Source organism: Microbacterium sp. NPDC056234, assembly GCF_042267585.1.
GTDB lineage: Bacteria > Actinomycetota > Actinomycetes > Actinomycetales > Microbacteriaceae > Microbacterium.
On record NZ_JBHJTE010000006.1, the window covers coordinates 1 to 21028 of the forward strand.

Annotated in this window: 23 protein-coding genes and 1 rRNA gene; 19 read left to right on the plus strand and 5 right to left on the minus strand. The window is 69.2% G+C overall.

Features of this window, described 5'->3' with window-relative positions:
* Positions 1–90: ribosomal RNA gene (gene rrf / locus ACFCYE_RS15610) — 5S ribosomal RNA — on the plus strand; the annotation flags it as partial.
* 205 nt (positions 91–295) lie between these two features.
* On the opposite strand, the gene ACFCYE_RS15615 is transcribed toward rrf, so the two are convergent.
* Positions 296–1309 carry a hypothetical protein gene (locus ACFCYE_RS15615; RefSeq protein WP_376180183.1) on the minus strand — a complete coding sequence of 338 codons (1014 nt, stop codon included), beginning with the start codon at positions 1307–1309 and terminating at the stop codon, positions 296–298.
* A gap of 6 nt (positions 1310–1315) precedes the next feature.
* Here ACFCYE_RS15615 and ACFCYE_RS15620 point away from each other — a divergent pair, with 6 nt between their 5' ends.
* The 17 genes from ACFCYE_RS15620 to ACFCYE_RS15700 all read left to right on the plus strand — a co-directional run bounded on the left by ACFCYE_RS15620 (position 1316) and on the right by ACFCYE_RS15700 (position 17634).
* Positions 1316–2176, plus strand: a complete 861-nt coding sequence (locus ACFCYE_RS15620) for a hypothetical protein (RefSeq protein WP_376180185.1) — start codon at positions 1316–1318, stop codon at positions 2174–2176.
* The gene (locus ACFCYE_RS15625) at positions 2176–3207 is read left to right on the plus strand and encodes an HAD-IIA family hydrolase (protein ID WP_376180186.1); all 1032 of its coding nucleotides are present in this window, start codon (positions 2176–2178) and stop codon (positions 3205–3207) included. Before ACFCYE_RS15620 ends, ACFCYE_RS15625 begins: the two co-directional genes overlap by 1 nt.
* Before the next feature lie 9 nt (positions 3208–3216).
* On the plus strand, positions 3217–3393 hold the full coding sequence (locus tag ACFCYE_RS15630; protein ID WP_376180188.1) for a hypothetical protein: 177 nt from the start codon (positions 3217–3219) through the stop codon (positions 3391–3393).
* The gene (locus ACFCYE_RS15635) at positions 3390–4187 is read left to right on the plus strand and encodes a TlyA family RNA methyltransferase (protein WP_376180190.1); all 798 of its coding nucleotides are present in this window, start codon (positions 3390–3392) and stop codon (positions 4185–4187) included. The genes ACFCYE_RS15630 and ACFCYE_RS15635 overlap by 4 nt, the downstream gene beginning before the upstream one ends.
* Positions 4184–5104 (plus strand): NAD kinase, encoded by a 921-nt coding sequence (locus tag ACFCYE_RS15640; RefSeq protein WP_376180191.1) that lies wholly within the window; start codon positions 4184–4186, stop codon positions 5102–5104. The genes ACFCYE_RS15635 and ACFCYE_RS15640 overlap by 4 nt, the downstream gene beginning before the upstream one ends.
* Complete coding sequence (gene recN / locus ACFCYE_RS15645; RefSeq protein WP_376180193.1) at positions 5101–6795, plus strand: DNA repair protein RecN; 1695 nt, start codon at positions 5101–5103, stop codon at positions 6793–6795. The genes ACFCYE_RS15640 and recN overlap by 4 nt, the downstream gene beginning before the upstream one ends.
* A 14-nt stretch (positions 6796–6809) precedes the next feature.
* Positions 6810–8504, plus strand: coding sequence for a CTP synthase (locus ACFCYE_RS15650; RefSeq protein WP_376180195.1), 1695 nt, complete (start codon positions 6810–6812; stop codon positions 8502–8504).
* Positions 8497–9093, plus strand: coding sequence for an NUDIX domain-containing protein (locus tag ACFCYE_RS15655; RefSeq protein ID WP_376180197.1), 597 nt, complete (start codon positions 8497–8499; stop codon positions 9091–9093). The genes ACFCYE_RS15650 and ACFCYE_RS15655 overlap by 8 nt, the downstream gene beginning before the upstream one ends.
* Positions 9094–9095: 2 nt before the next feature.
* Positions 9096–9998 carry a site-specific tyrosine recombinase XerD gene (gene xerD, locus ACFCYE_RS15660; protein ID WP_376180199.1) on the plus strand — a complete coding sequence of 301 codons (903 nt, stop codon included), beginning with the start codon at positions 9096–9098 and terminating at the stop codon, positions 9996–9998.
* 156 nt (positions 9999–10154) lie between these two features.
* Positions 10155–10988, plus strand: coding sequence for a ParA family protein (locus ACFCYE_RS15665; RefSeq protein WP_376180603.1), 834 nt, complete (start codon positions 10155–10157; stop codon positions 10986–10988).
* Positions 10972–11787, plus strand: a complete 816-nt coding sequence (locus ACFCYE_RS15670; protein ID WP_376180200.1) for a segregation and condensation protein A — start codon at positions 10972–10974, stop codon at positions 11785–11787. The genes ACFCYE_RS15665 and ACFCYE_RS15670 overlap by 17 nt, the downstream gene beginning before the upstream one ends.
* Positions 11777–12373, plus strand: a complete 597-nt coding sequence (gene scpB / locus ACFCYE_RS15675) for an SMC-Scp complex subunit ScpB (protein ID WP_376180202.1) — start codon at positions 11777–11779, stop codon at positions 12371–12373. The genes ACFCYE_RS15670 and scpB overlap by 11 nt, the downstream gene beginning before the upstream one ends.
* Positions 12370–13164, plus strand: coding sequence for a pseudouridine synthase (locus ACFCYE_RS15680; RefSeq protein WP_376180203.1), 795 nt, complete (start codon positions 12370–12372; stop codon positions 13162–13164). Before scpB ends, ACFCYE_RS15680 begins: the two co-directional genes overlap by 4 nt.
* Positions 13161–14279, plus strand: coding sequence for a prephenate dehydrogenase (locus ACFCYE_RS15685; protein ID WP_376180205.1), 1119 nt, complete (start codon positions 13161–13163; stop codon positions 14277–14279). The genes ACFCYE_RS15680 and ACFCYE_RS15685 overlap by 4 nt, the downstream gene beginning before the upstream one ends.
* A complete protein-coding gene (gene cmk, locus ACFCYE_RS15690; protein ID WP_376180207.1) occupies positions 14272–14958 on the plus strand; it encodes a (d)CMP kinase in 687 nt (228 codons plus the stop codon). Before ACFCYE_RS15685 ends, cmk begins: the two co-directional genes overlap by 8 nt.
* Positions 14948–16471, plus strand: a complete 1524-nt coding sequence (gene der, locus ACFCYE_RS15695) for a ribosome biogenesis GTPase Der (RefSeq protein WP_376180209.1) — start codon at positions 14948–14950, stop codon at positions 16469–16471. The genes cmk and der overlap by 11 nt, the downstream gene beginning before the upstream one ends.
* An 86-nt stretch (positions 16472–16557) precedes the next feature.
* Entirely contained in the window at positions 16558–17634 is a 1077-nt protein-coding gene (locus tag ACFCYE_RS15700; protein WP_376180211.1) for a Glu/Leu/Phe/Val dehydrogenase dimerization domain-containing protein, read from the plus strand.
* A gap of 8 nt (positions 17635–17642) precedes the next feature.
* Here the strand turns inward: ACFCYE_RS15700 and ACFCYE_RS15705 are convergent, their stop codons facing one another.
* Positions 17643–18200, minus strand: a complete 558-nt coding sequence (locus ACFCYE_RS15705; protein WP_376180213.1) for a nucleoside phosphorylase — start codon at positions 18198–18200, stop codon at positions 17643–17645.
* 77 nt (positions 18201–18277) lie between these two features.
* On the opposite strand from ACFCYE_RS15705, the gene ACFCYE_RS15710 reads away from it, so the two are divergent.
* Positions 18278–19177: an NUDIX domain-containing protein gene (locus ACFCYE_RS15710; RefSeq protein WP_376180215.1), complete on the plus strand. Its 900-nt coding sequence runs from the start codon at positions 18278–18280 to the stop codon at positions 19175–19177.
* A gap of 77 nt (positions 19178–19254) precedes the next feature.
* Here ACFCYE_RS15710 and ACFCYE_RS15715 read toward each other — a convergent pair whose 3' ends face one another.
* The 3 genes from ACFCYE_RS15715 to ACFCYE_RS15725 are packed head-to-tail and all read right to left on the minus strand — an operon-like array spanning position 19255 to position 20946.
* On the minus strand, positions 19255–19641 hold the full coding sequence (locus ACFCYE_RS15715) for an RNA-binding S4 domain-containing protein (RefSeq protein WP_376180217.1): 387 nt from the start codon (positions 19639–19641) through the stop codon (positions 19255–19257).
* On the minus strand, positions 19638–20312 hold the full coding sequence (locus ACFCYE_RS15720) for a lysoplasmalogenase (RefSeq protein ID WP_376180219.1): 675 nt from the start codon (positions 20310–20312) through the stop codon (positions 19638–19640). The genes ACFCYE_RS15715 and ACFCYE_RS15720 overlap by 4 nt, the downstream gene beginning before the upstream one ends.
* Before the next feature lie 55 nt (positions 20313–20367).
* Positions 20368–20946, minus strand: coding sequence for a GNAT family N-acetyltransferase (locus tag ACFCYE_RS15725; RefSeq protein WP_376180221.1), 579 nt, complete (start codon positions 20944–20946; stop codon positions 20368–20370).
* Positions 20947–21028 lie beyond the last annotated feature (82 nt).

Below are 21028 nucleotides of genomic sequence, written 5' to 3' on the forward strand. Positions count from 1 at the left end.
CCCGGTTACATTCCGAACCCGGAAGCTAAGCCTCACAGCGCCGATGGTACTGCAGGGGGGACCCTGTGGGAGAGTAGGACACCGCCGGACTTCTTCTGTGAAATGGCCACCCAAGGTTGGGTGGCCATTTTGCGTTAACAGGAAGTTGGAGAGAGCAGGGATCATGCCGGATGAGGAAGCGCGTCGACCGCGACGCGACAACGACGACCGTTCCACGAACTCCGGGGACGGACGCAAGGATCGTCCGCGCTCTGATCGCTCCGCTTCGCGGCCGACATATCGTGATGACGGCAGCTCATCCCGTGACCGCGCTCCGCGTCGCGACGGCGGACAGTCGCCTCGGGAGGGCGCGCAGCGTCGCGACGGTGGTTACCAGCGTCGCGACGGCGACCGGCCCACCGGCGGCAGCTATCAGCGTCGTGAAGGTGGCGCACCGCGTCGCGACGGCGACCGCCCCGCCGGCGGTTACCAACGCCGTGACGGTGATCGCCCGGCCGGCGCCCAGAACCGTGACGGTGGCTATCAGCGTCGTGACAGCGCTCCGCGTCGTGATGGCGATCGCCCCGCTGGTGGTTACCAGCGTCGTGACGGTGATCGGCCTACGGGAGGCCAGAACCGTGACGGTGGTTATCAGCGTCGTGACAGCGCTCCGCGTCGTGATGGTGACCGTCCCGCTGGTGGTTACCAGCGTCGTGACGGTGATCGCCCGACAGGGGCCCAGAACCGCGATGGCGGTTACCAGCGTCGCGACAGCGCTCCGCGCCGCGACGGAGACCGCCCCACTGGTGGTTACCAGCGTCGTGACGGTGACCGTCCCACTGGTGGTTACCAGCGTCGTGACGGTGACCGTCCCAGCGGTGGTTACCAGCGTCGTGACGGTGACCGTCCGACAGGGGGCCAGAATCGTGAGGGTGGCTATCAGCGTCGCGACAGCGCTCCGCGCCGTGACGGTGACCGTCCCACTGGTGGTTACCAGCGTCGTGACGGTGACCGTCCGACAGGAGGCCAGAACCGTGACGGTGGCTATCAGCGTCGCGACAGTGCTCCGCGCCGTGACGGCGACCGTCCCACTGGCGGTTACCAGCGTCGCGAAGGCGGCACTGACCGCCGCGACGACCGGGGACGCAGCTCGCACGCGCAGCGCGGTGGTGCTGAGCGTCCGCGGAACGATCGTCCGTACGACGATCGCCCTCGTCCGGAGCGCGGCCCCGACATCCCCGAAGAGATCACTGCCCGCGATCTTCCGGCGTCTGCCCGCAACGAGCTGAAGACGCTCAGCAAGGAGAACGCCGATCAGGTAGCGCGTCATCTCGCGATGGCGTCGCGGACGATCGATGAGGATCCTGCACTGGCACATGAGCATGCTCTTGCGGCATCCCGTCGCGCGGGCCGCATCGCGATCGTCCGTGAGACCCTTGGCATCACGGCTTACGCGACGGGCGACTTCGCTCTGGCGCTGCGCGAGCTGCGCACATATCGCCGGATCTCCGGCAAGGAAGACCAGATCGCGCTGATGGTCGACAGTGAGCGTGGTGTCGGACGTCCCGACCGTGCGCTCGAGACCGGGCGATCCGTCGACCGGTCGGCGCTTCCCATCGATGTGCGCGTCTCTCTGGCGATTGCCATGTCCGGTGCGCGTCTGGACCAGGGCGAGACCGAGCTCGCGCTCGGAGAACTCGAGATTCCCGAACTCGATCCAGACCGCGCCTTCAGCTGGAGCCCGGCGCTCTTCGCCGCGCGCGCAGCCGTGCTCGAGGACCTCGGGCGCAACGAAGAAGCGGAGTTCTGGGCGCAACGCGCAGAGGTGGCCCTTGAAGCGCTCGGCCTCGACGAGGACGGCGATGAGGAGTTGATCGTCGAGGACAGTCTGATCGAAGGCGAATCCATGGAGGAATCGCCCGACGAGGACCTTGCCGACGCAGCCGCGGCTCAGTCCGCGGACGGCGACGACGTCGACGGGCCCTCTGATGCAGACAATCACGATGCCGATGCTGCAGAGGCAGAAGCAGAAGCAGAAGCAGAAGCGCCCGCGCCAGGCGTTTCCGAGCGCGATGAGATCGAGCAGGAGGTCGCCGAGCTGCTCGGCGAAAGCGATGACGACGGCGAAGCCGCGCCGACCGCTGATCTGCCCGGTGAGGGTGAGAAGGCCGCCGGGGACGAGGGGGAAAGGGCCTGATGGGCCTGTTCGCCAAGAAGCGCCCGACACCGCTGGACGGGATCGACGTGGTCCTCGCCGACCTCGATGGCGTCGTCTATGCGGGACCGGGGGCGCTTCCGCATGCGGTCGACAGCCTGAACGACGTGGCCCGTGAACGACGCCTCGGGTACATCACGAACAATGCGTCGCGCACCGACGCATCCGTCGCCGAGCACCTGACCGAGTTGGGACTCACCGTCGCCGCGCACGAGGTCGTCACCAGCCCGCAGGCTGCGATGCGCCTGCTCGCGACCATGGTCCCTGCGCCGGCCACGCTGCTCATCGTCGGCGGCGAGGGCCTGGTCGTCGAGGCGGAGAAGGCCGGCTACACCGTCACCCGAAGCGCTGAGGACGCGCCGGATGCCGTCGTGCAGGGATTCGCGCCCGACGTGGCCTGGACCGACCTCGCCGAAGCGGCCTTCGCACTCAAGCTGCCGGAGGACGAGGGCGGCATCCCCTGGATCGCCACCAACAGCGACTGGACGATCCCGCGCGAGCGCGGCGTCGCGCCGGGCAACGGCACACTGGTGTCCGCGGTGCACACCGCGGTCGGGCGGTTGGCGACAGTCGCCGGTAAACCCGAGGTGCCGATCTTCGAGGAGGCGATCGCGCGCTTCGGCGGGCAGCGGACCCTCTTCATCGGCGACCGGCTCGACACCGACATCCTCGGCGCCAACCGGGCCGGCATCGATTCGGTCCTCGTGCTGACCGGCATCGATCGTCCCAAGCATGTGCTCGCGGCGCCCGAAGGTTCGCGGCCGACGTTCGTGCTGTCGGATCTGCGCGAACTCCACGAGCCATATCCGCAGGCTGTCCGCAAGGATGGTGCGGTGACGGTGGCGGATGCGACGGTTCGCGTGAACGGCGGCGACGTCGAGATCCTCGCCGCCGGCACCGACCAGATCGACCTGCTGCGCGCCGGCGCGTTGGCGATCTGGGAGTCGGGTACGCCCATCTTCGTGCTGCGCGTGCCAGAGCGCCTCTACGAGGATCCGTTCCATCGGCCGTAGGCTGGTGGGGTGAGCGACGACAGCACGAACGGTCCGACTGACGGGCTCTGGAGCCGCCTGCGCCTGATCGAGGGCCAGCCTCTCACGGCGCGAGCCGATGCCTACTCGGGCCTGCACGACGAATTGTCGCGCAGGCTTGAATCCGGCGCCCGCATCGATCAGCGAGAGAAGACGTCAGAGCGGTGACTCGTCTCGACGCAGCCCTCGCGGCACGAGGTCTCGCACGCTCGCGCACGCACGCGGCGACGATGATCGCGGACGGACTCGTCCAGGTCGGCGGACGCACGGTGATCAAGGCATCCGCAGCCGTCGACGACGACACCGAGATCACCGTCGCAGGCGCCGACCACTACGTCAGCCGCGCGGCGCACAAGCTGATCGCAGCACTCGACGGATTCGACGTGCCGGTCGCAGGCCGCGTGGCGCTGGACATGGGCGCCTCGACCGGTGGATTCACCCAGGTACTGCGTGAACGCGGCGCCGAGCGCGTCCTCGCGGTCGACGTCGGTCATGATCAGCTCGCCGCCGCGATCGCGGTTGATCCCGGCGTCGTGGTCGTCGAGGGATACAACGTCCGCCACATGACGGCGGAGAACCTCGCGCAGGCGGCCGGTGAGACCCGCGCTCCTGAGCTCATCGTCGGGGACCTGTCCTTCATCTCGCTCGAGCTCGTGTTCGGTGCGGTCGCGCAGGTCGCGGCATCCGGCGCCGACGTCGTTCTCCTCGTCAAACCGCAGTTCGAAGTTGGACGCACAGCTGTCCGTGGCGGTCTCGTGACCAATCCGGTGATCCGCGCTGATGCCGTGGCCCGCACGCTCTGGAGCGCCTGGGACGCCGGCTTCGGGATGCTCGGCATCCTGCCGTCGCCGATCCTCGGAACACACGGCAACGCCGAGTACCTTGTCCACATGTCGCCCGGCCGGGGGACGTCTCCGGCAGAATGGACGAAGCGGATCGACGAACTGGCAGGAGGACGATGAACGAGCGCCACATCCTGGTCGTCGCCCACGCAGGCCGGGAAGACACTGTCGCAGCCGCTCGCCGAGTCGTCGATTCACTCCGCAGCGCGGGCGCACGCCCGGTCCTGGCACCTGAGGACCGCGCCGAGCTGGCAGCGGTGGACGACGCGTTCGCCGCGGTCGACGCCCTGGGAGACGAGATCCAGGTCGGCGATCTCGAGCTCGCCATCGTCCTCGGCGGTGACGGCACGATCCTGCGCGCCGCCGAACTCGTCCGTGACAGCGGTGCCCCGGTGCTCGGAATCAACATGGGCCATGTCGGCTTCCTCGCCGAGATCGAACGCGACGACATGGATGCCGCCGTCCGCCGCGTCATCGACCGCGACTACGACGTCGAAGAACGCATGGCGCTGTCCGTGCGCGTGAAGGATTCCGAAGGCGACGTCGTCTACGAGACCTGGGCTCTGAACGAGGCGACCGTCGAGAAGGCCAGCCGCGAGCGGATGATCGAAGTCGTCGTCGAGATCGACGGGCGCCCGCTCACCAGCTACGGCTGCGACGGCATGGTCGTGTCGACCCCCACCGGGTCGACCGCCTACAACTTCTCCGCCGGCGGACCCGTGATCTGGCCGGGTGTCGAGGCGATCGCCGTCGTGCCGCTGTCCGCGCACGCCCTGTTCGCCAAACCGCTCGTCGTCAGCCCGCACGCATCCGTCGCCATCGAGATGCTCGAGAGCACGAGCGGAACCGGCATCCTGTGGTGCGATGGGCGGCGCTCGCACGACCTGCCGCCCGGCGCACGCGTCGTCGTGCGCCGATCCTCTCGTCCGGTGCGCCTGGCCCGGCTGCACCCCGCCGCGTTCACCGATCGACTCGTCCGCAAGTTCCGGCTTCCGGTGGCTGGGTGGCGCGGCAACGGGACGGGAGCGCCGGCATGATCGAGGAGATCCGGATGCAGCACCTCGGCGTGATCGCCGACGCCGTTCTCCCACTCGGCAAGGGCTTCACTGCGATCACGGGCGAGACGGGCGCGGGCAAGACCATGGTCGTCACCGGGCTCGGCCTGCTGCTGGGCCAGCGCGCAGACTCCGGCGCCGTGCGCGCCGGAGCGGCGCAGGCGTCGGTCGCCGGGGTCTGGGTCGTTCCGGAGCAGGGTGAGGTCGCCGACATCGTGACGGATGCCGGGGGAGAGCTCGAACCAGCCGGATCGGGTCAGTCCGAGCTCTACGTCTCACGTACGCTCAGCGCCGAAGGCCGCAGTCGAGCCAGCGTCGGAGGTCGAGCCGCACCGGCCGGCGTGCTGTCCGCACTCGCGGAGCAGCTGGTCGTCGTGCACGGGCAGTCCGAGCAGCTGCGGCTGAAGTCCGCCGCAGCCCAGCGAGACGCGCTCGACCGTTTCGGCGGTGAGCCGGTGTCCACCGCGCTGCGCGCCTACGGCAGCGCCTGGGACCACTGGCGGACGCTGGATGCCGAGCTGCGCGAACTCACCGAGAACCGCGACCGCCGTGCCGACGAGGCATCCCGGTTGCGCGAGGCGCTCGCGCTGATCGAAGCCACGGCACCGGAGGCGGGGGAGGACGAGGTCCTCTCCGAGCGGGCCGAACGGCTCGCGAACGCCGAGGAGCTGCGGCAGGCCGCGGCGCTCGCGCACACCGCGCTGTCGAACGAGGACGGCAACCCGGATGCCGCGGTGCTCGTCGCCGATGCGCGGCGCCTGCTGGAGCGGGTGTCCGATCCGGCTCTCGCCGGAATCGCCGAGTCGCTCGCCGATGTCGGTTACCGACTGGCGGATCTCGCCGGTCAGCTGGCCGGGTATCTCGCCGATCTCGACGAAGCGGGGCCGCATGAGCTCGCGGCCGTGGAAGAGCGTCGAGCCGCGTTGAACACGCTGGTGCGCGCGCACGGCTCCCTCGACGAGGCGCTGACGGTCTGGGAGACCGGATCGGCACGTCTTGCCGAATTGGACGACGACAACGACCGCGTCGAACGGCTCGAGGCGGAGCGCTCCGCGGCCAGGGATGCTCTCGATGCGGCCGCCGCTGCGCTGACCGCCGTCCGCATCGAGGCGGCAGCGCGCCTCGGCTCGGCGGTGTCCGAAGAGCTGCACGAACTGGCTATGCCGGACGCGCGCCTCGAAGTCGCCGTCACGGCCGGCTCCGAGAGCGCGCACGGACGCGACGACGTGGCGATCCTGCTCGCCCCGCATCCGGGTGCCGAACCGCGTGCTGTCGCGCGCGGGGCCTCCGGAGGCGAACTCTCGCGCGTGATGCTGGCTATCGAGGTCGTCATCGCCGGCACGGATCCCGTTCCGACGTTCGTCTTCGACGAGGTGGATGCCGGGATCGGGGGAGCGGCCGCCATCGAAGTCGGACGGCGACTCGCCCGACTCGCCGAGCGATCGCAGGTGATCGCGGTCACGCATCTCGCCCAGGTCGCGGCCTTCGCGAGCAACCATCTCTCCGTCGTGAAATCCAACGACGGTGCCGTCACCGCCTCGAGTGTGCGCCGTCTGGACGGGGCAGACCGCGAGGCCGAGATGGCCAGGCTCCTTTCCGGACTCACCGATTCGGATGCCGCGCTCACCCACGCCCGAGAACTTCTCAGTCTCGGCACCGCCGCCGCCTGTTAGGATTGAAGCCCGTGATGAACTCTTCTTCTGCGGGGCCCAAGAACGACACCACCAAGCACATCTTCGTGACCGGCGGTGTCGTTTCGTCTTTGGGCAAGGGGCTCACCGCCGCGAGCCTCGGCAACCTTCTCACCGCCCGCGGACTGCGGGTCGTCATGCAGAAGCTGGATCCCTATCTGAACGTGGATCCCGGCACGATGAACCCGTTCCAGCACGGTGAGGTCTTCGTCACGGACGACGGCGCCGAGACCGACCTCGACATCGGTCACTACGAGCGCTTCCTCGACATCAGCCTGTCCGAGGCGGCCAACGTGACCACGGGTCAGATCTACTCGCAGGTGATCGCGCGCGAGCGCCGCGGCGAGTACCTCGGCGATACCGTGCAGGTCATCCCGCACATCACCGACGAGATCAAGCGCCGTATGCGTCTGCAGGCCGATGAGTCCCCCAAGCCCGACGTGATCATCACCGAGGTCGGCGGCACGGTCGGCGACATCGAGTCTCAGCCGTTCCTGGAGGCCGCCCGCCAGCTGCGCCACGAGCTCGGCCGTGACAGCGTGTTCTTCGTGCACGTCTCGCTGGTGCCGTTCATGGGCGCCTCGGGAGAGCAGAAGACCAAGCCCACGCAGCACTCGGTCGCGGCCCTGCGCCAGGTCGGCATCCAGCCGGATGCCCTCGTGCTGCGCAGCGACCGTCCGGTGAGCGAGTCGAACCGCAACAAGATCGCGCTGATGTGCGACGTCGACGCCGAAGGCGTCATCAACACCGTCGACCTGCCGAGCATCTACGACATCCCGTCGACGCTCAACGAGCAGGGACTCGATTCCTACATCGTTCGCCGTCTCGGCCTGGACCAGAAGGCCGAAGAGGTCGATTGGACCCGCTGGAACAAGGTCCTGCACGCCGTGCACAACCCCAAGCACGAGGTCACGATCGGCCTGGTCGGCAAGTACATCGACCTGCCGGATGCCTACCTGTCCGTGACCGAGGCGCTCAAGGCCGGTGGGTTCGCGCAGGAGACCAAGGTCAACATCCGCTGGATCCCGTCCGATCTGTGCGAGACGCCGGAAGGCGCGAAGGAGCAGCTCGGTGCGCTCGACGGGATCTGCGTTCCCGGCGGCTTCGGCATCCGCGGCATCGAGGGCAAGCTCGGCGCGCTGAAGTTCGCGCGCGAGCAGGGCATCCCGACCCTCGGCCTGTGCCTCGGTCTGCAGTGCATGGTCATCGAGTACTCGCGCAACGTCGCGGGCATCGATGGCGCGTCCTCGAGCGAGTTCGACCCCGAGACGCCGGCGCCGGTCATCGCGACCATGGCCGAGCAGGTCGACATCATCGACCGCGGTGACCTCGGCGGAACCATGCGTCTCGGCCTGTACCCCGCCCGCCTCGCGGAGGGGTCGATCGCCGCAGAGGTGTACGGCTCTACCGAGGTGCAGGAGCGTCACCGTCACCGCTACGAGGTCAACAACGCGTACCGCGACCGCATCGCCGAGGCGGGGATGCTGTTCTCGGGGCTGAACCCTGAGCTCGACCTGGTCGAGTTCGTGGAGCTGCCGCGCGAGGTGCACCCGTATTACATCGCCACGCAGGCGCACCCCGAGCTGCGCTCGCGCCCGACTGCCCCGCACCCGCTGTTCCGCGGTCTCGTCGGGGCCGCGATCGAGCGGCACCGCGCGAGCGAGCTGTTCGACGTCGAAGCCGGTGCCTGACGTGCAGGATGCGTCCGCGCTGCGGGACGAGGCTTTCGAGCCGGAGGTCCTGCAGAGCGATCTCGTCTACAAGGGCTGGGTGTGGGACGTCCGCTCGGACCGCGTCGCGTATGGCGGCGGGGAGATCATCCGTGAGTATGTGGCCCACACCGGAGCGGTTGCCGTCGTCGCGATCGACGACGACGGGCGCGTGCTGCTGATCCAGCAGTACCGGCATCCGATCCGGCATCGCGACTGGGAGCTGCCGGCGGGTCTGCTCGATGTCGACGGTGAAGAGCCTCTCCTCGCCGCGCAGCGCGAGCTCGCGGAGGAGGCGGACCTCGTTGCTGCGAACTGGGAAGAACTGGTCTCGGTCTGGACGACTCCCGGCGGCAACGACGAGATGATCCACGTGTTCCTCGCGACGGGCGTCTCGTCCGCGACGCAGGCGCACGCGCGTGAAGACGAGGAAGCGGACATCCGGGTCGAGTGGGTTGCGCTGTCGCATGCCGTGGACGCGGTGCTGGAGGGGCGCATGCACAACGGCATCCTGTCCATCGGCGTGCTGGCGGCCGAGCGGCGGCTCCGGAGCGCGGACACCGGACGGTAGCCGTGCACGTCGCGCGTGCGGTCGACGCCTACCTCAGGCACGTCACGATCGAGCGCGGTCTGTCGGCGCATACCGTGGCGGCGTACCGACGCGATCTCGCGAACTATGCGCAGTGGCTCGCGGATGCCGGCATCGACGACACGTCGGCGATCAGCGGGTCGATCGTGAGCCGCTTCATCGCTGATCGGTCGGCGATCGTGCCCGCGCCGGCTGCGACGAGCCTCGCTCGGCTGCAGTCGTCGGTGCGAGGTCTGCACCGCTACCTCGTGCGGGAGGGCCTCGAACCGGAGGACCCCACCGGGCGTCTGCGGCCGCCCAAGACCCCGCAACGGCTGCCCAAAGCGCTGACGATCGATCAGGTGGAGAGACTGCTCGCCGCTCCGTCGCCGGAGGACCCGCTCGGCATCCGTGACCGTGCGCTGCTGGAGCTGCTGTACGCCACCGGGGCTCGCGTGTCCGAGGCGGTCGGTCTCGACGTCGACGACCTCGCGCACGGCGAGGTGCTGCGGCTCCGCGGCAAGGGCTCCAAGGAACGGATCGTCCCGGTCGGGTCCTACGCGCGCGATGCGGTCGGCGCGTACCTCACACGGGTGCGCCCCGGACTCGCGGCGAAGGGCCGGGCGACCGCGAAGCTGTTCCTCGGCGCACGGGGAGCGCCGCTGTCGAGGCAGAGCGCCTGGCTGGTCATCCGCTCCGCGGCGGAAGCCGCCCAGATCACCGCCGAGGTGTCGCCGCACACGCTGCGTCATTCGTTCGCGACCCATCTGCTGCAGGGCGGAGCCGATGTCCGTGTCGTGCAGGAGCTGCTGGGGCACGCGTCGGTGGCGACCACGCAGATCTACACGCACGTGTCCGTCGATGCGCTCCGCGACATCTACGCCACCTCGCATCCCCGAGCCCGCTGACCGCCTCGGCGGCCGATTCGGCGGGATCGCCGGGTGCGGGCGGCGTGTCCGCGCGGGTGGCGACTAGAATCGAGCGAGCACAAGGGAGCAGGAGAACCGGTGGCTGATAAAGCGGCGAAGTCCAAGGGAAAGACGTCGAAGGCGGACGAGCCCCTGATGGGACCCACCGGTCGCCCGTATCACGGCTTCGACACGCCCGCTCCGCTCGACTCGCACGGACCTGCGCGCATCATCGCGTTGTGCAACCAGAAGGGCGGCGTCGGCAAGACGACCACCTCGATCAACCTCGCGGCTGCTCTGGCCGAGTACGGTCGGAAGGTCCTCGCGGTCGACTTCGACCCGCAGGGTGCGCTGTCGGCCGGTCTCGGAATCAATACGCACGACATGCTCACGGTCTACGACCTGCTGCTGGACACCAAGCGGGACGCGCACGACGCGATCGTGCCCTCGTCCGTCGAAGGCCTCGACGTCATTCCCGCGAACATCGACCTCTCGGCGGCCGAGGTGCACCTCGTCAACGAGGTGGCACGCGAGACGATCCTGTCGCGCGTCCTGCGCCAGGTCGCCGACGAGTACGACGTCATCCTGATCGACTGCCAGCCCTCGCTCGGTCTGCTGACCGTCAACGCGCTCACCGCCAGCCACGGCGTGCTGATCCCGCTCGAGTGCGAGTTCTTCGCGCTCCGCGGTGTCGCACTGCTCATCGAGACGATCGACAAGGTGCGCGATCGCCTGAATCCGGCCATCGAGCTCGACGGCCTGCTCGCCACCATGTACGACCCCCGGACGCTGCACTCCCGCGAGGTGCTCGAGCGAGTGGTCGAAGCATTCGGCGACGACGTGCTCGAGACGGTGATCGGTCGCACGGTGAAGTTCCCGGATGCCTCGGTCTCGGGCGTTCCCATCACCGAGTTCGCGCCGGAGCACGCCGCCGCACAGGCGTACCTGCGGCTGGCGCGGGAGCTGGTCGCCCGTGGCGCCGTCGCCTGACATCGATTCGACCGAGGACTCCGGCTTCCGGGTCTCGCTGGGCAACTTCGACGGCCCGTTCGATCTGCTGCTCAACCTCATCTCCAAGCACGAGCTCGACATCACCGAAGTCGCCCTGAGCAAGGTCACCGATGAGTTCATCGCCTATCTGAAGGACCTGGGTCCCGAGGAGGAGCTGGATCAGGCATCCGAGTTCCTCGTGGTCGCCGTCACGCTCCTGGACATGAAGGTCGCCGGTCTCCTGCCGCAGGGCGAGCTCGTCGATGCGGAGTCCGTCGCCCTGCTCGAGGCGCGCGATCTGCTGTTCGCACGCCTGCTGCAGTACCGTGCGTTCAAGGAGGTCTCGACCTGGTTCGCGCGGAGCCTGCAGCGTGAGGATCGCCGCCATGTCCGCGCCGTCCGACTCGATGAGAAGCACCGCCGCCAGACTCCCGAGCTCGTCTGGAGTCTGAGCGCCGACGACTTCGCGGCCATCGCCCTGCTCGCATTCGCGCCGAAGGAGATCCCGCACGTCGGGCTCGATCACCTGCACGCTCCGCTGGTCAGCATCCGCGAACAGGCGGCGATCGTGGTCGCACTGCTGCGCAACACCGACTCGCTGAGCTTCCGAGAGCTGGTCTCCGGGGTGAGCGAACCCGGCATCGTCGTGGCGCGATTCATCTCGGTGCTCGAGCTGTACCGGCACGCGGCGCTGTCCTTCGAACAACTGGAACCGCTCGGCGAGCTGACGCTGCGCTGGGCAGCCGACACCTGGTCGGACGAGATGCTGGCGACCCTGGGGGCCGACTATGACCGATGATGTGACCGACGAGAGCACGAGCGTGCCGGACGCGCCGCTGACCGAGAAGCTCGAGGCGATCCTGCTCGTCCTGGAGGAGCCGTTGGGGCTCGTCGCCCTCGCTGCCGCCGTAGGCGCTCCGGTACCGGCCGTCCGCCAGGCGATCGAGACGCTCGTCGATGACTACGACGGTCGCGGCAGCGGTCCGCGGCGCGGATTCGAGCTGCGCGAGGTCGGCGGCGGGTGGCGGCTGTACGTGCGGGACGACCACGACGGCCTCGTCGCCGAGTTCGTCGGAGGACAGGCACCGGCGCGGCTGTCGCAGGCCGCTCTGGAGACCCTCGCCGTCATCGCGTACAAGCAGCCGGTCACGCGCGGTCAGGTCGCATCCATCCGCGCGGTGAACGTCGACTCCGTCGTCCGCACCCTCCTCGCGCGCGGCCTGATCACGGAACTGTTCGCGGACTCCGAGACCGGAGCGATCAACTACGGCACCACCGATGCCCTGCTGCAGAACCTCGGCATCAACTCCCTCGATGAACTCCCGCCGATCTCCCCGCTGCTCGATGACGGGTCGAACGGCTTCGAAGAAAGCAGTATCCGATGACGCCCATCCCAGACCCAGCCGCCGACGGCATCCGACTGCAGAAGGTGCTCGCCAACGCGGGCGTCGCCTCGCGTCGCGTGATCGAGGACTACATCGTCGAGGGGCGCATCCGGGTGAACGGAGAGGTCGTCACCGAGCTCGGCCGCCGGATCCATCCGGACAAGGACCTCGTCGACGTCGACGGCACGGCCGTGCAGCTGGACGTCTCCAAGCGCTACGTCATGCTGAACAAGCCCATCGGCGTCGTCAGCACCATGCGCGACGAGAACGGTCGACCGGACCTGCGCCAGTTCACGAAGGACTACGAGGAGCGCCTCTACAACGTCGGACGCCTGGATGCCGAGACCAGCGGTCTGCTGATCCTCACCAACGACGGGGAGCTGGCACACGTGCTCGCGCACCCCTCCTTCGGTGTGACGAAGGTGTACATCGCCAAGGTCGAGGGGACCGTCACCGCCCAGACCATCGCCACCCTGACCAAGGGCATCGAGCTCGAGGACGGACCGATCGCCGCCGACAAGGCGCGGCTGCTGGACACCTCCCGCGGATCCAGCCTCGTCGAGCTGACGCTGCATTCCGGTCGCAATCGGATCGTGCGACGGATGATGGCCGCGGTCGGCCATCCCGTGACCGAACTGGTCCGCCGCCAGTTCGGTCCGCTGCACCTGGGAACCCTCTCGGCGGGGAAGTCCCGGGAACTGACTAAAATCGAACTCGGTGCGTTGTTGACTCTCGCGCGCCAGGATTCCCCTGCGGATGCGACGCCGGGAGACGTGCAGGAGAAGCAGTGAGCGAACAGGTCCGTGGTGCCGTGGTGCCCCCACGGCTGTCGGGGACCGTTCGCGTCGTCGGCTCCGGTCTGCTCGGCGCCAGCATCGGCCACGCCCTGCGCGCGAAGGGCGTCGACGTCGTGCTGACGGATGCCTCGCCCGCGCAGCTGCGCCTCGCCATCGACTACGGTGCAGGGCGCCCCGAGCGCGAGGACGACCGACCGGTGCTCACCGTCGTGTCCGTCCCGCCGGACGTCACGGCCGATGTCATCCAGTCCGAACTCGACCGGTATCCGGATGCCGTGGTCACCGACGTCGCGAGCGTGAAGCTCGAACCGTTCCGCGTGCTGCAGGAGCGCGGCGTCGACCTGACCCGCTACATCGGTTCGCACCCGCTCGCCGGTCGTGAGCGCGGTGGCGCGATCTCGGCCAGGGCAGACCTGTTCGTCGGCCGTCCGTGGGTGGTGTGCCGCGATGATCAGACGCGTCCAGCCGATCTCGCTCTCGTCGAGGCGCTGGCGCTCGATGTCGGTGCGATGCCGCTGGAGATGACTCCGGAGGAGCACGACCGCTCCGTCGCGTTGACCTCGCATGTCCCGCAGGTCGTGGCGAGCCTGCTCGCCGGGCGGTTCGCCTCGGCCGACGAGGGTGCGCTCCGCCTGGCAGGGCAGGGCGTGCGCGACACGACCCGCATCGCGGCATCCGCACCGGAGCTCTGGGTCCAGATCCTCGGCGCCAACGCGCAGCCGGTGGTCGAGGTTCTCGACGCGCTGGCCGGTGATCTGCGCGAGGTCGCTGACGCGCTGCGCGACCCGGCGGCGCCCGGCGCGCGGCGTGCGGTGGCCGACGCGATCCGACAGGGCAACGAGGGCGTCGAGCGTCTGCCGGGCAAGCACGGTCAGAACCGGCGCTACGAGCAGCTGGTCGTCATGGTCGACGACACCGCCGGCCAGCTCGGACGACTCTTCGGCGAGCTCGGCGAGCTCGGCGTGAACGTGGAGGACCTGCGCCTGGAGCACTCGCCGGGCGCACAGTTCGGACTCGCCGAGATCAGCGTGGCCCCGGCGGCGCTGCGCGGCGCGATCACCGGACTGCAGGAGCGCGGGTGGCGGATTGCAGGGACGACCAATGACTGACGCACACAAGTTCATCGCGATCGACGGTCCGGCCGGCTCCGGCAAGTCCAGCGTCTCCAAGGCCGTCGCGCGCACGCGGGGATACGGATACCTCGACACCGGCGCCGCGTACCGTGCGCTCGCGTGGCACGTGCTCGATCGCGGTGCCGACACGGCGGATGCCGAGGCGGTGCGGGCTGCGGCCTCCGACTTCGACCTGGCACTGGGCCTCGACCCCGATGACCGCTCCGTGCGCGTCGGAGGGGTCGACGTGACCTCCGCGATCCGCGAGTCCCGCGTTTCCGGCGCCGTGAGCGGGGTCGCCCGTGTCGCCGAGGTGCGCGCGCAGGTCAACGAGCTGTTCCGTGCCCTCGTATCGGATGCTGCGTTCGACGCCGTCGTCGTCGAAGGACGCGACATCACCACCGTCGTCGCACCGGATGCTCCGGTGCGCATCCTGCTCACCGCGGCACCGGAGGTGCGCGCAGCGCGCAGGGCCGGCGAGCTCGCGGACGAGAACGCCGCCGCGGTCGCCGAAGCGCTGCACCGCCGTGACGCCGCCGACAGCACGGTCGTGGACTTCCTCAACGCCGCCGACGGCGTCGAGGTCGTCGATTCGACCTCCCTCGATTTCCCCCAGACCATCGACGCCGTGCTCGCGGTGATCGACCGAAAGCAAGGAGCGGAACATGCCCGCTGAAGAAGAGTACGAGGGCGGCCCTGACCGCCTCGAAGAGAAGATGAACGACCTCGACGAGGTGCTCGCGGAACAGCGGGCCGAGGCGCTGCGCGCCGGACTCGCCGAGTACGACCTGGACGACGAGGATGCCGCGCTGCTGGCCGGGCTCTCCGGCCAAGAGGGCGGCGTCGAGTTCCTGCCGGCACTGCCCGTCGTGGCGATCGTCGGCCGACCGAACGTCGGCAAGTCGGCGCTGGTCAACCGCATCCTCGGCCGCCGCGAGGCCGTGGTCGAGGACACCCCTGGTGTCACCCGCGACCGCGTGACCTACAAGGCCGAGTGGCAGGACCGTCGTTTCTCGGTCGTGGACACCGGCGGTTGGGAGCCCGACGCCAAGGGCATCGATCGCTCGGTCGCCGCGCAGGCCGAGGTCGCGATCGACCTGTCCGACGTCGTGCTGTTCGTGGTCGACGCGAAGGTCGGCGCGACATCGACCGACGAGCACGTCGTGAAGCTGCTGCGCAAGAGCGGCAAGCCGGTGTTCCTCGTCGCGAACAAGATCGACGATGCCCGTCAGGAGCCTGAAGCCGCAGTGCTGTGGAACCTGGGCCTCGGCGAGCCGCACCCGGTCTCCGCGATCCATGGTCGCGGTGTCGCCGATCTCCTGGACGCGGTCATGAAGAAGCTGCCGAGCATCTCGGCGGTCGCCAAGGCCGAGATCGGCGGACCGCGTCGCGTGGCCATCCTCGGTCGACCGAACGTCGGCAAGTCGTCGCTGCTGAACAAGGCCGCGGGGGAGGAGCGCGTGGTCGTCAACGACCTCGCCGGCACCACTCGCGACCCGGTGGACGAGGTCGTCGAACTCGGCGGGAAGCTCTGGCGCCTGGTCGACACCGCCGGCATCCGTCGCCGTGTCCACCTCCAGCAGGGTGCGGACTTCTACGCGTCGCTGCGCACGTCGGCCGCGCTCGAGAAGGCCGAGGTCGCCGTCGTCGTGCTCGACGTCTCCGAGACGATCAGCGAGCAGGACATCCGCATCATCGACCTGGTGCTGGAGTCCGGGCGGTCGCTCGTGCTCGCGTTCAACAAGTGGGACCGCCTGAACGACGACGACATGGAGAACCAGGACCGTCGCCGGTACCTGGAGCGTGAAATCGAGAAGGATCTCGCGCACGTGGCGTGGGCGCCTCGGGTGAACATCTCGGCCAAGACGGGGCGTCACCTCGACAAGCTCGTGCCAGCTCTCGAGACGGCGCTGGAGAACTGGGACCGCCGCATTCCGACGGGCAAGTTCAACGCGTTCCTGTCCGAGCTCGTCGCCGAGCACCCGCACCCGCTGCGCGGAGGCAAGCAGCCGCGCATCCTGTTCGGGACGCAGGCGTCGACGCGTCCGCCGACGTTCGTGCTCTTCACGACCGGATTCCTCGACCCCGGCTATCGCCGGTTCATCCAGCGTCGCCTGCGTGAGATCTACGAGTTCGAAGGAACGCCGATCGTCATCAACATGCGAGTCAGGGAGCGCCGCCAGCGCTGACCTGCCGGCGGTACCATGGGAGGTGGATGCCGCAAAGCCGTGGCATCCACCGAGCACGCCCACAAGGCCCGCCGAAAGAGGATGCGATGACGCACACCCTGCCCCTGCCCGATTTCTCCCACGAACGCGTGGAGGTGATCACGGGACGGCGCAGCGGTCTGTTCATCGCCGTCGCGCTGCACTCCTCCGCGCTCGGCTCCGCTCTGGGCGGTGCCCGGTTGTGGACGTACCCGCACTGGAGCGATGCTCTGGGGGACGCGCTGCGCCTGTCGGCCGCGATGACCCTCAAGAACGCCGCGGCCGGCCTCGACGCCGGTGGCGGCAAGTCGGTCATCGGGCTCCCTGAGGGGACGGTGCTGGATTCCGAGCGTCGTCGTGCCGCCTTCCTCGACCTCGGCGACGCGGTGGAGTCGCTCGGCGGTCTCTACCGGACGGCTGAGGACGTCGGGTCGACGACCGAGGACATGCTCACCGTCAGCGAGCGCACGGCGCACGTGGTCGGGCTGCCGGATGCCGTCGGCGGTTCGGGTGAGCCGGCCGGGCCCACGAGCCTCGGCGTGTACGAGTCGCTGCGCACGGTGCTCGAGCGGCTCACCGGTTCGGCCGATGTCGCAGGGCGGCGCATCACGATCTCGGGTCTCGGCCAGGTCGGAGGGCGCCTCGCCGTTCGGCTGTCCGCCGAGGGTGCCGTCCTCACTGCCACGGACGTCAATCCCGCGCGTCGCCAGTTCGCGGCCGACCTCGGCATGAACTGGGTCGAGCCGGGTGCCGAGCACCTCGTCCCGGCGGATGTGTTCGTCCCCGCGGGCATCGGCGGTCTGCTGACGGATGACGTGATCGACGCGCTGGATGTACGAGCGGTGTGCGGTCCGGCGAACAACCCGCTCGCCGCGCACGATGGCGCGCAGCGACTGGCTGACCGCGGCATCCTGTACGCTCCCGACTTCGTCGTCAATGCCGGCGGGGTCATCTACCTCGATCTCGAGGCGAAGCGCGTCGGCACCCGCGCCGAGATCATGGAGCGCGTCTCCGGGATCGGCAGCACGGTGCGGGGCATCCTCGATGACGCGGCAGAGCGCGGGATCACCCCGCTGCAGGCGGCGGAGGAGCTCGCCGAAGCACGACTGCATGCGGCGCGCGCGTCGCAGAGCGTGCTCTCCTAGTCGCCGGTTCAGGCGTCGAGTTCGGCCTGCAGTCGCGCCCAGAGGTCGCGGCTGCAGGCCGCAACGGTCGCCTCCCACGTCTGGTTCGCGCCATCCTGCGCGGTGTCGGACACGGCCTTCCAGATGCGGATCGGGACGCCGAACTGCCGGGCGACCCACGTGTACACGTACGCCTCCATGTCGACCAGGCGTCCGCCGAGAGCACGGATGGCGAGCACCATGTCGGCGTCGTCGACGAAGCTGTCTCCGGTGGCGATGATGACGTCGCCGTCGCCCAGCGTGAGACGCTGCGGCATCGACACGTGGTGACCCGCCACGCCGTTGTCGTCGATCACGTCGTACTGGAAGACCGTGTCGATCACATGGATGCCGGGGGCGATATCGGGGTCGATCGCGCCGGCGGTTCCGACCACGAGCACCTCGTCGTAGTCGCCGTTGTCGAGCGCGCGGGTGAGGGCGTAGGCGGCTTTGATCTTGCCTGGTCCTGTGACGAGCCGCTCATAGCCCGGGACGTGCGTCGGGAAGGCGGTGAGTTCGGATTCGAGGGCGGCGACGAGGAGCTTCACGGATCAATCTTCGCAGAGCCGTTACGCCTCGGGTCGCGCCGAGTGCCGTGCGGCGGATGCTGTGACAGGCTGGAAGGGTGACGATCGTTCCTCCGAGTGCTGGTGAGCCGCGTCGACCCGAGGGTCCGCGTGACCCCGGAGATGCGTGGGTCGTCGCGTCGACGGGGGAGCGCTACTGGGGGCGATTCGGCGCTGCGGGTCTGCTCGCAGTCGACCCCGACCGTGGTGTTCTGCTTCAGCACCGGGTCTCGTGGAGTCATTTCGGCGGGACGTGGGGACTCCCCGGTGGCGCCCTGCACGAGGGGGAATCGGCGATCGCCGGTGCTCAGCGGGAGGCGTCAGAGGAAGCAGGGGTGCCTGAGGGTGCCGTGCGTCCGCGGTTCACGAGTGTGCTGGATCTCGACATCTGGTCGTACACGACGCTCGTCGCCGACGTCGTCGCGCCGTTCGACCCTGTGATCAGCGACCCCGAGAGCGTTGCGCTCGAGTGGGTGGCGTTGGAGGAGGTCGATGGCCGGCCGCTGCATCCCGGATTCGGGGACGCGTGGCCGCGGCTTCGGAGGCTGCTGGAGGTGCGGCCCGCGCTGGTCGTGGATGCCGCGAACGTGGTCGGCAGTGTGCCGGACGGGTGGTGGCGGGACCGTGCCGGTGCCGCCGCGCGGCTGCACGCGTCGCTGGCCGGTCTGGGCGTGCCCGCCACCGATCTGGAGCTGCCGGGGGAGATCTGGTTCCCCGCGGTCAGCTTCGTCGTTGAGGGACAGGCGAAGGCGATCGAGCCGGATGCCGATGATGACGCCGTTCGCATCGTACGGGCGCCGGCGGAGGGCGATGACGCCATCGTGGCCGAGGCGTCGCGCCTGGTCGATGAGGGGCGTGCGGTGACGGTCGTGACGAGCGATCGGGAGCTGCGTGCGCGTGTCGAGGATGCCGGAGCGCGCGTTCAGGGCGCCGGGTGGCTGCGCGGGCTGATCGGCTGACCAGCCGTGCCGGGAAGCGCGACGGCGTCGGCGAGTGCGTGCTCGACACGTTGACGGTGCCGGGTTGCCCGCGGACCTCAGCTGTCGCGGCCGCGCAGCCGGTCGATGTCGCGGCGTTCGCGCTTGGTGGGGCGGCCGGCACCGCGGTCGCGGAGGCCGAGGGCTGCGACCGGCTCGCGCGGCGGTGTCCGGTCCTCGTAGGCGAGCGCCGCGATCGGTGCACCGACGCGCTTGACCAGCGTCTGGCGCACGACGAGGATGCGGTCGAAGCCGCTGATGCGCACGCGGAGCTCATCGCCGGGTTTCACGGTCTGCGCGGCCTTGACCTTGTCACCGTTGACGCGCACATGTCCGGCGCGGCAGGCGGTCGTGGCGGCGGAGCGCGTCTTGTAGACGCGGATCGCCCACAGCCAGCTGTCCACGCGCACCGGTTTCGTGTGCGCGGGGTTCATCGCGTTGGTCATCGCTGGATCTTCCCTTCGCGGAGTGTGGCGAGCGCGCCTGCGACGATCAGCCCCTGACCGAGCGTGTAGGTCGCCATCACTGCGGGGCTGGTCCAGTCCGGCATCGCGTCGGGGACGAACAGGCGGAAGGCGAGGATCGTGTCGCTGACGAGGAAGAAGATGCCGCCGGTCATCACGAGCGGATGACAGCGCGTCGCGAGGGCCGCTGTGGCACCGAGGACCAGGCCGTAGGCGCCGACGGCGATCAGCAAGTCGCCGGTGTGTGGGCCGAGGAGGGCGATCATGGCGATCCACCAGGCGGCGTAGACCAGCGCCCACCACGGGAGTGGCTGCCGGCGCAGCACCCGAAGGAACAGCACGATGTAGGCGATGTGGGCGAGACCGAAGAATCCGAGCATGAGCGGGAGCTCGGGTGCGGCGGGGAAGAAGGCGCCGGCGCCGTCGCCGAGCCAGGAGAACAGCAGTGCCGCGAGGAGGAGGATGACGGCCAGTGTCGGCTTCAGTCTGGCCGAGACCAGGACGGGGATCGCGAGCAGAGGCATGAGCCACAGCTTGGTCGGGGGAGCGAGGTCGTTGCCGACGGCGAGCGCACCGACGTGCAGGACCGACATCAGTGCGTACGGGACGAACGTCCACCAGATGGTGGGACGACCGAAGACGCTTCGTTGCATCCCTCCATCGTATGTTCGCGTCGGCCGTGGCGGTGATCCTGCCTGTGGTCGGTCGTCAGAGTTCAAGGGCCACGAGCGGGCGCCCTGGCTTGGTGACTGCCGTCTCGGTGAAGCCGGCGGCGAGGAAGGTGGACAACGCGCCGTGATACAGATCGTTCGGGCGCACATGGCCGGTCGAGGTGTCCACCGGGTAGGCCTCGATCACGCGCGCTCCGTGTCGTCTGGCGAGCTCGATGGCGGGACGCAGCAATGCGGCGTTGAGGCCGAGCCCGCGGTACTCCTTGCGGACGACGAAGCAGGTGATGGCCCAGACCGAGTCGTCGTCAAGTGGCTCGGGCGTGCTCGTGACAATCGCGCGGGTGCGGGCGATGCGGCGTTGGGCGGTGCGAGGGCTCACGCGGACCCAGCCGGCGGCGTCTCCGTCGACATACGCGATGAGTCCCGGTGGGGGTGCTGTTTCCACTTCGCCGCGCAGCAGGTCGCGCCGCTCATCCGCGCTGATCCGGTCGAACTCGGCGTTGGTGAGCGTGAACCAGGCGCACTGGCAACTGCGTCCATCGCCTCCTCCGGACAGGGCATGCTGCACGTCGTCCCAGCGCTCGGCCGTGGCGGGTTGGGTGGTGATTGCCGGCATGACGGCACCGTACGCCACACGTCCGACACGGGCAAGGGATGCCGGTTCGCGAACCCGCGATCGTGCGGCTAAGATAGTGGAG

Excerpts from the sequence above, each read along its gene's own strand:
- ACFCYE_RS15615 (WP_376180183.1), bottom strand. The coding sequence starts at position 1,309 with ATGACGCGCTACCTGATCGGCGTTCTCCTTGCTGAGCGTCTTCAGCTC.
- ACFCYE_RS15620 (WP_376180185.1), top strand. The coding sequence starts at position 1,316 with ATGGCGTCGCGGACGATCGATGAGGATCCTGCACTGGCACATGAGCAT.
- ACFCYE_RS15625 (WP_376180186.1), top strand. The coding sequence starts at position 2,176 with ATGGGCCTGTTCGCCAAGAAGCGCCCGACACCGCTGGACGGGATCGAC.
- ACFCYE_RS15640 (WP_376180191.1), top strand. The coding sequence starts at position 4,184 with ATGAACGAGCGCCACATCCTGGTCGTCGCCCACGCAGGCCGGGAAGAC.
- recN (WP_376180193.1), top strand. The coding sequence starts at position 5,101 with ATGATCGAGGAGATCCGGATGCAGCACCTCGGCGTGATCGCCGACGCC.
- ACFCYE_RS15650 (WP_376180195.1), top strand. The coding sequence starts at position 6,810 with ATGAACTCTTCTTCTGCGGGGCCCAAGAACGACACCACCAAGCACATC.
- ACFCYE_RS15665 (WP_376180603.1), top strand. The coding sequence starts at position 10,155 with ATGGGACCCACCGGTCGCCCGTATCACGGCTTCGACACGCCCGCTCCG.
- scpB (WP_376180202.1), top strand. The coding sequence starts at position 11,777 with ATGACCGATGATGTGACCGACGAGAGCACGAGCGTGCCGGACGCGCCG.
- ACFCYE_RS15680 (WP_376180203.1), top strand. The coding sequence starts at position 12,370 with ATGACGCCCATCCCAGACCCAGCCGCCGACGGCATCCGACTGCAGAAG.
- cmk (WP_376180207.1), top strand. The coding sequence starts at position 14,272 with ATGACTGACGCACACAAGTTCATCGCGATCGACGGTCCGGCCGGCTCC.
- der (WP_376180209.1), top strand. The coding sequence starts at position 14,948 with ATGCCCGCTGAAGAAGAGTACGAGGGCGGCCCTGACCGCCTCGAAGAG.
- ACFCYE_RS15700 (WP_376180211.1), top strand. The coding sequence starts at position 16,558 with ATGACGCACACCCTGCCCCTGCCCGATTTCTCCCACGAACGCGTGGAG.
- ACFCYE_RS15715 (WP_376180217.1), bottom strand. The coding sequence starts at position 19,641 with ATGACCAACGCGATGAACCCCGCGCACACGAAACCGGTGCGCGTGGAC.
- ACFCYE_RS15720 (WP_376180219.1), bottom strand. The coding sequence starts at position 20,312 with ATGCAACGAAGCGTCTTCGGTCGTCCCACCATCTGGTGGACGTTCGTC.
- ACFCYE_RS15725 (WP_376180221.1), bottom strand. The coding sequence starts at position 20,946 with ATGCCGGCAATCACCACCCAACCCGCCACGGCCGAGCGCTGGGACGAC.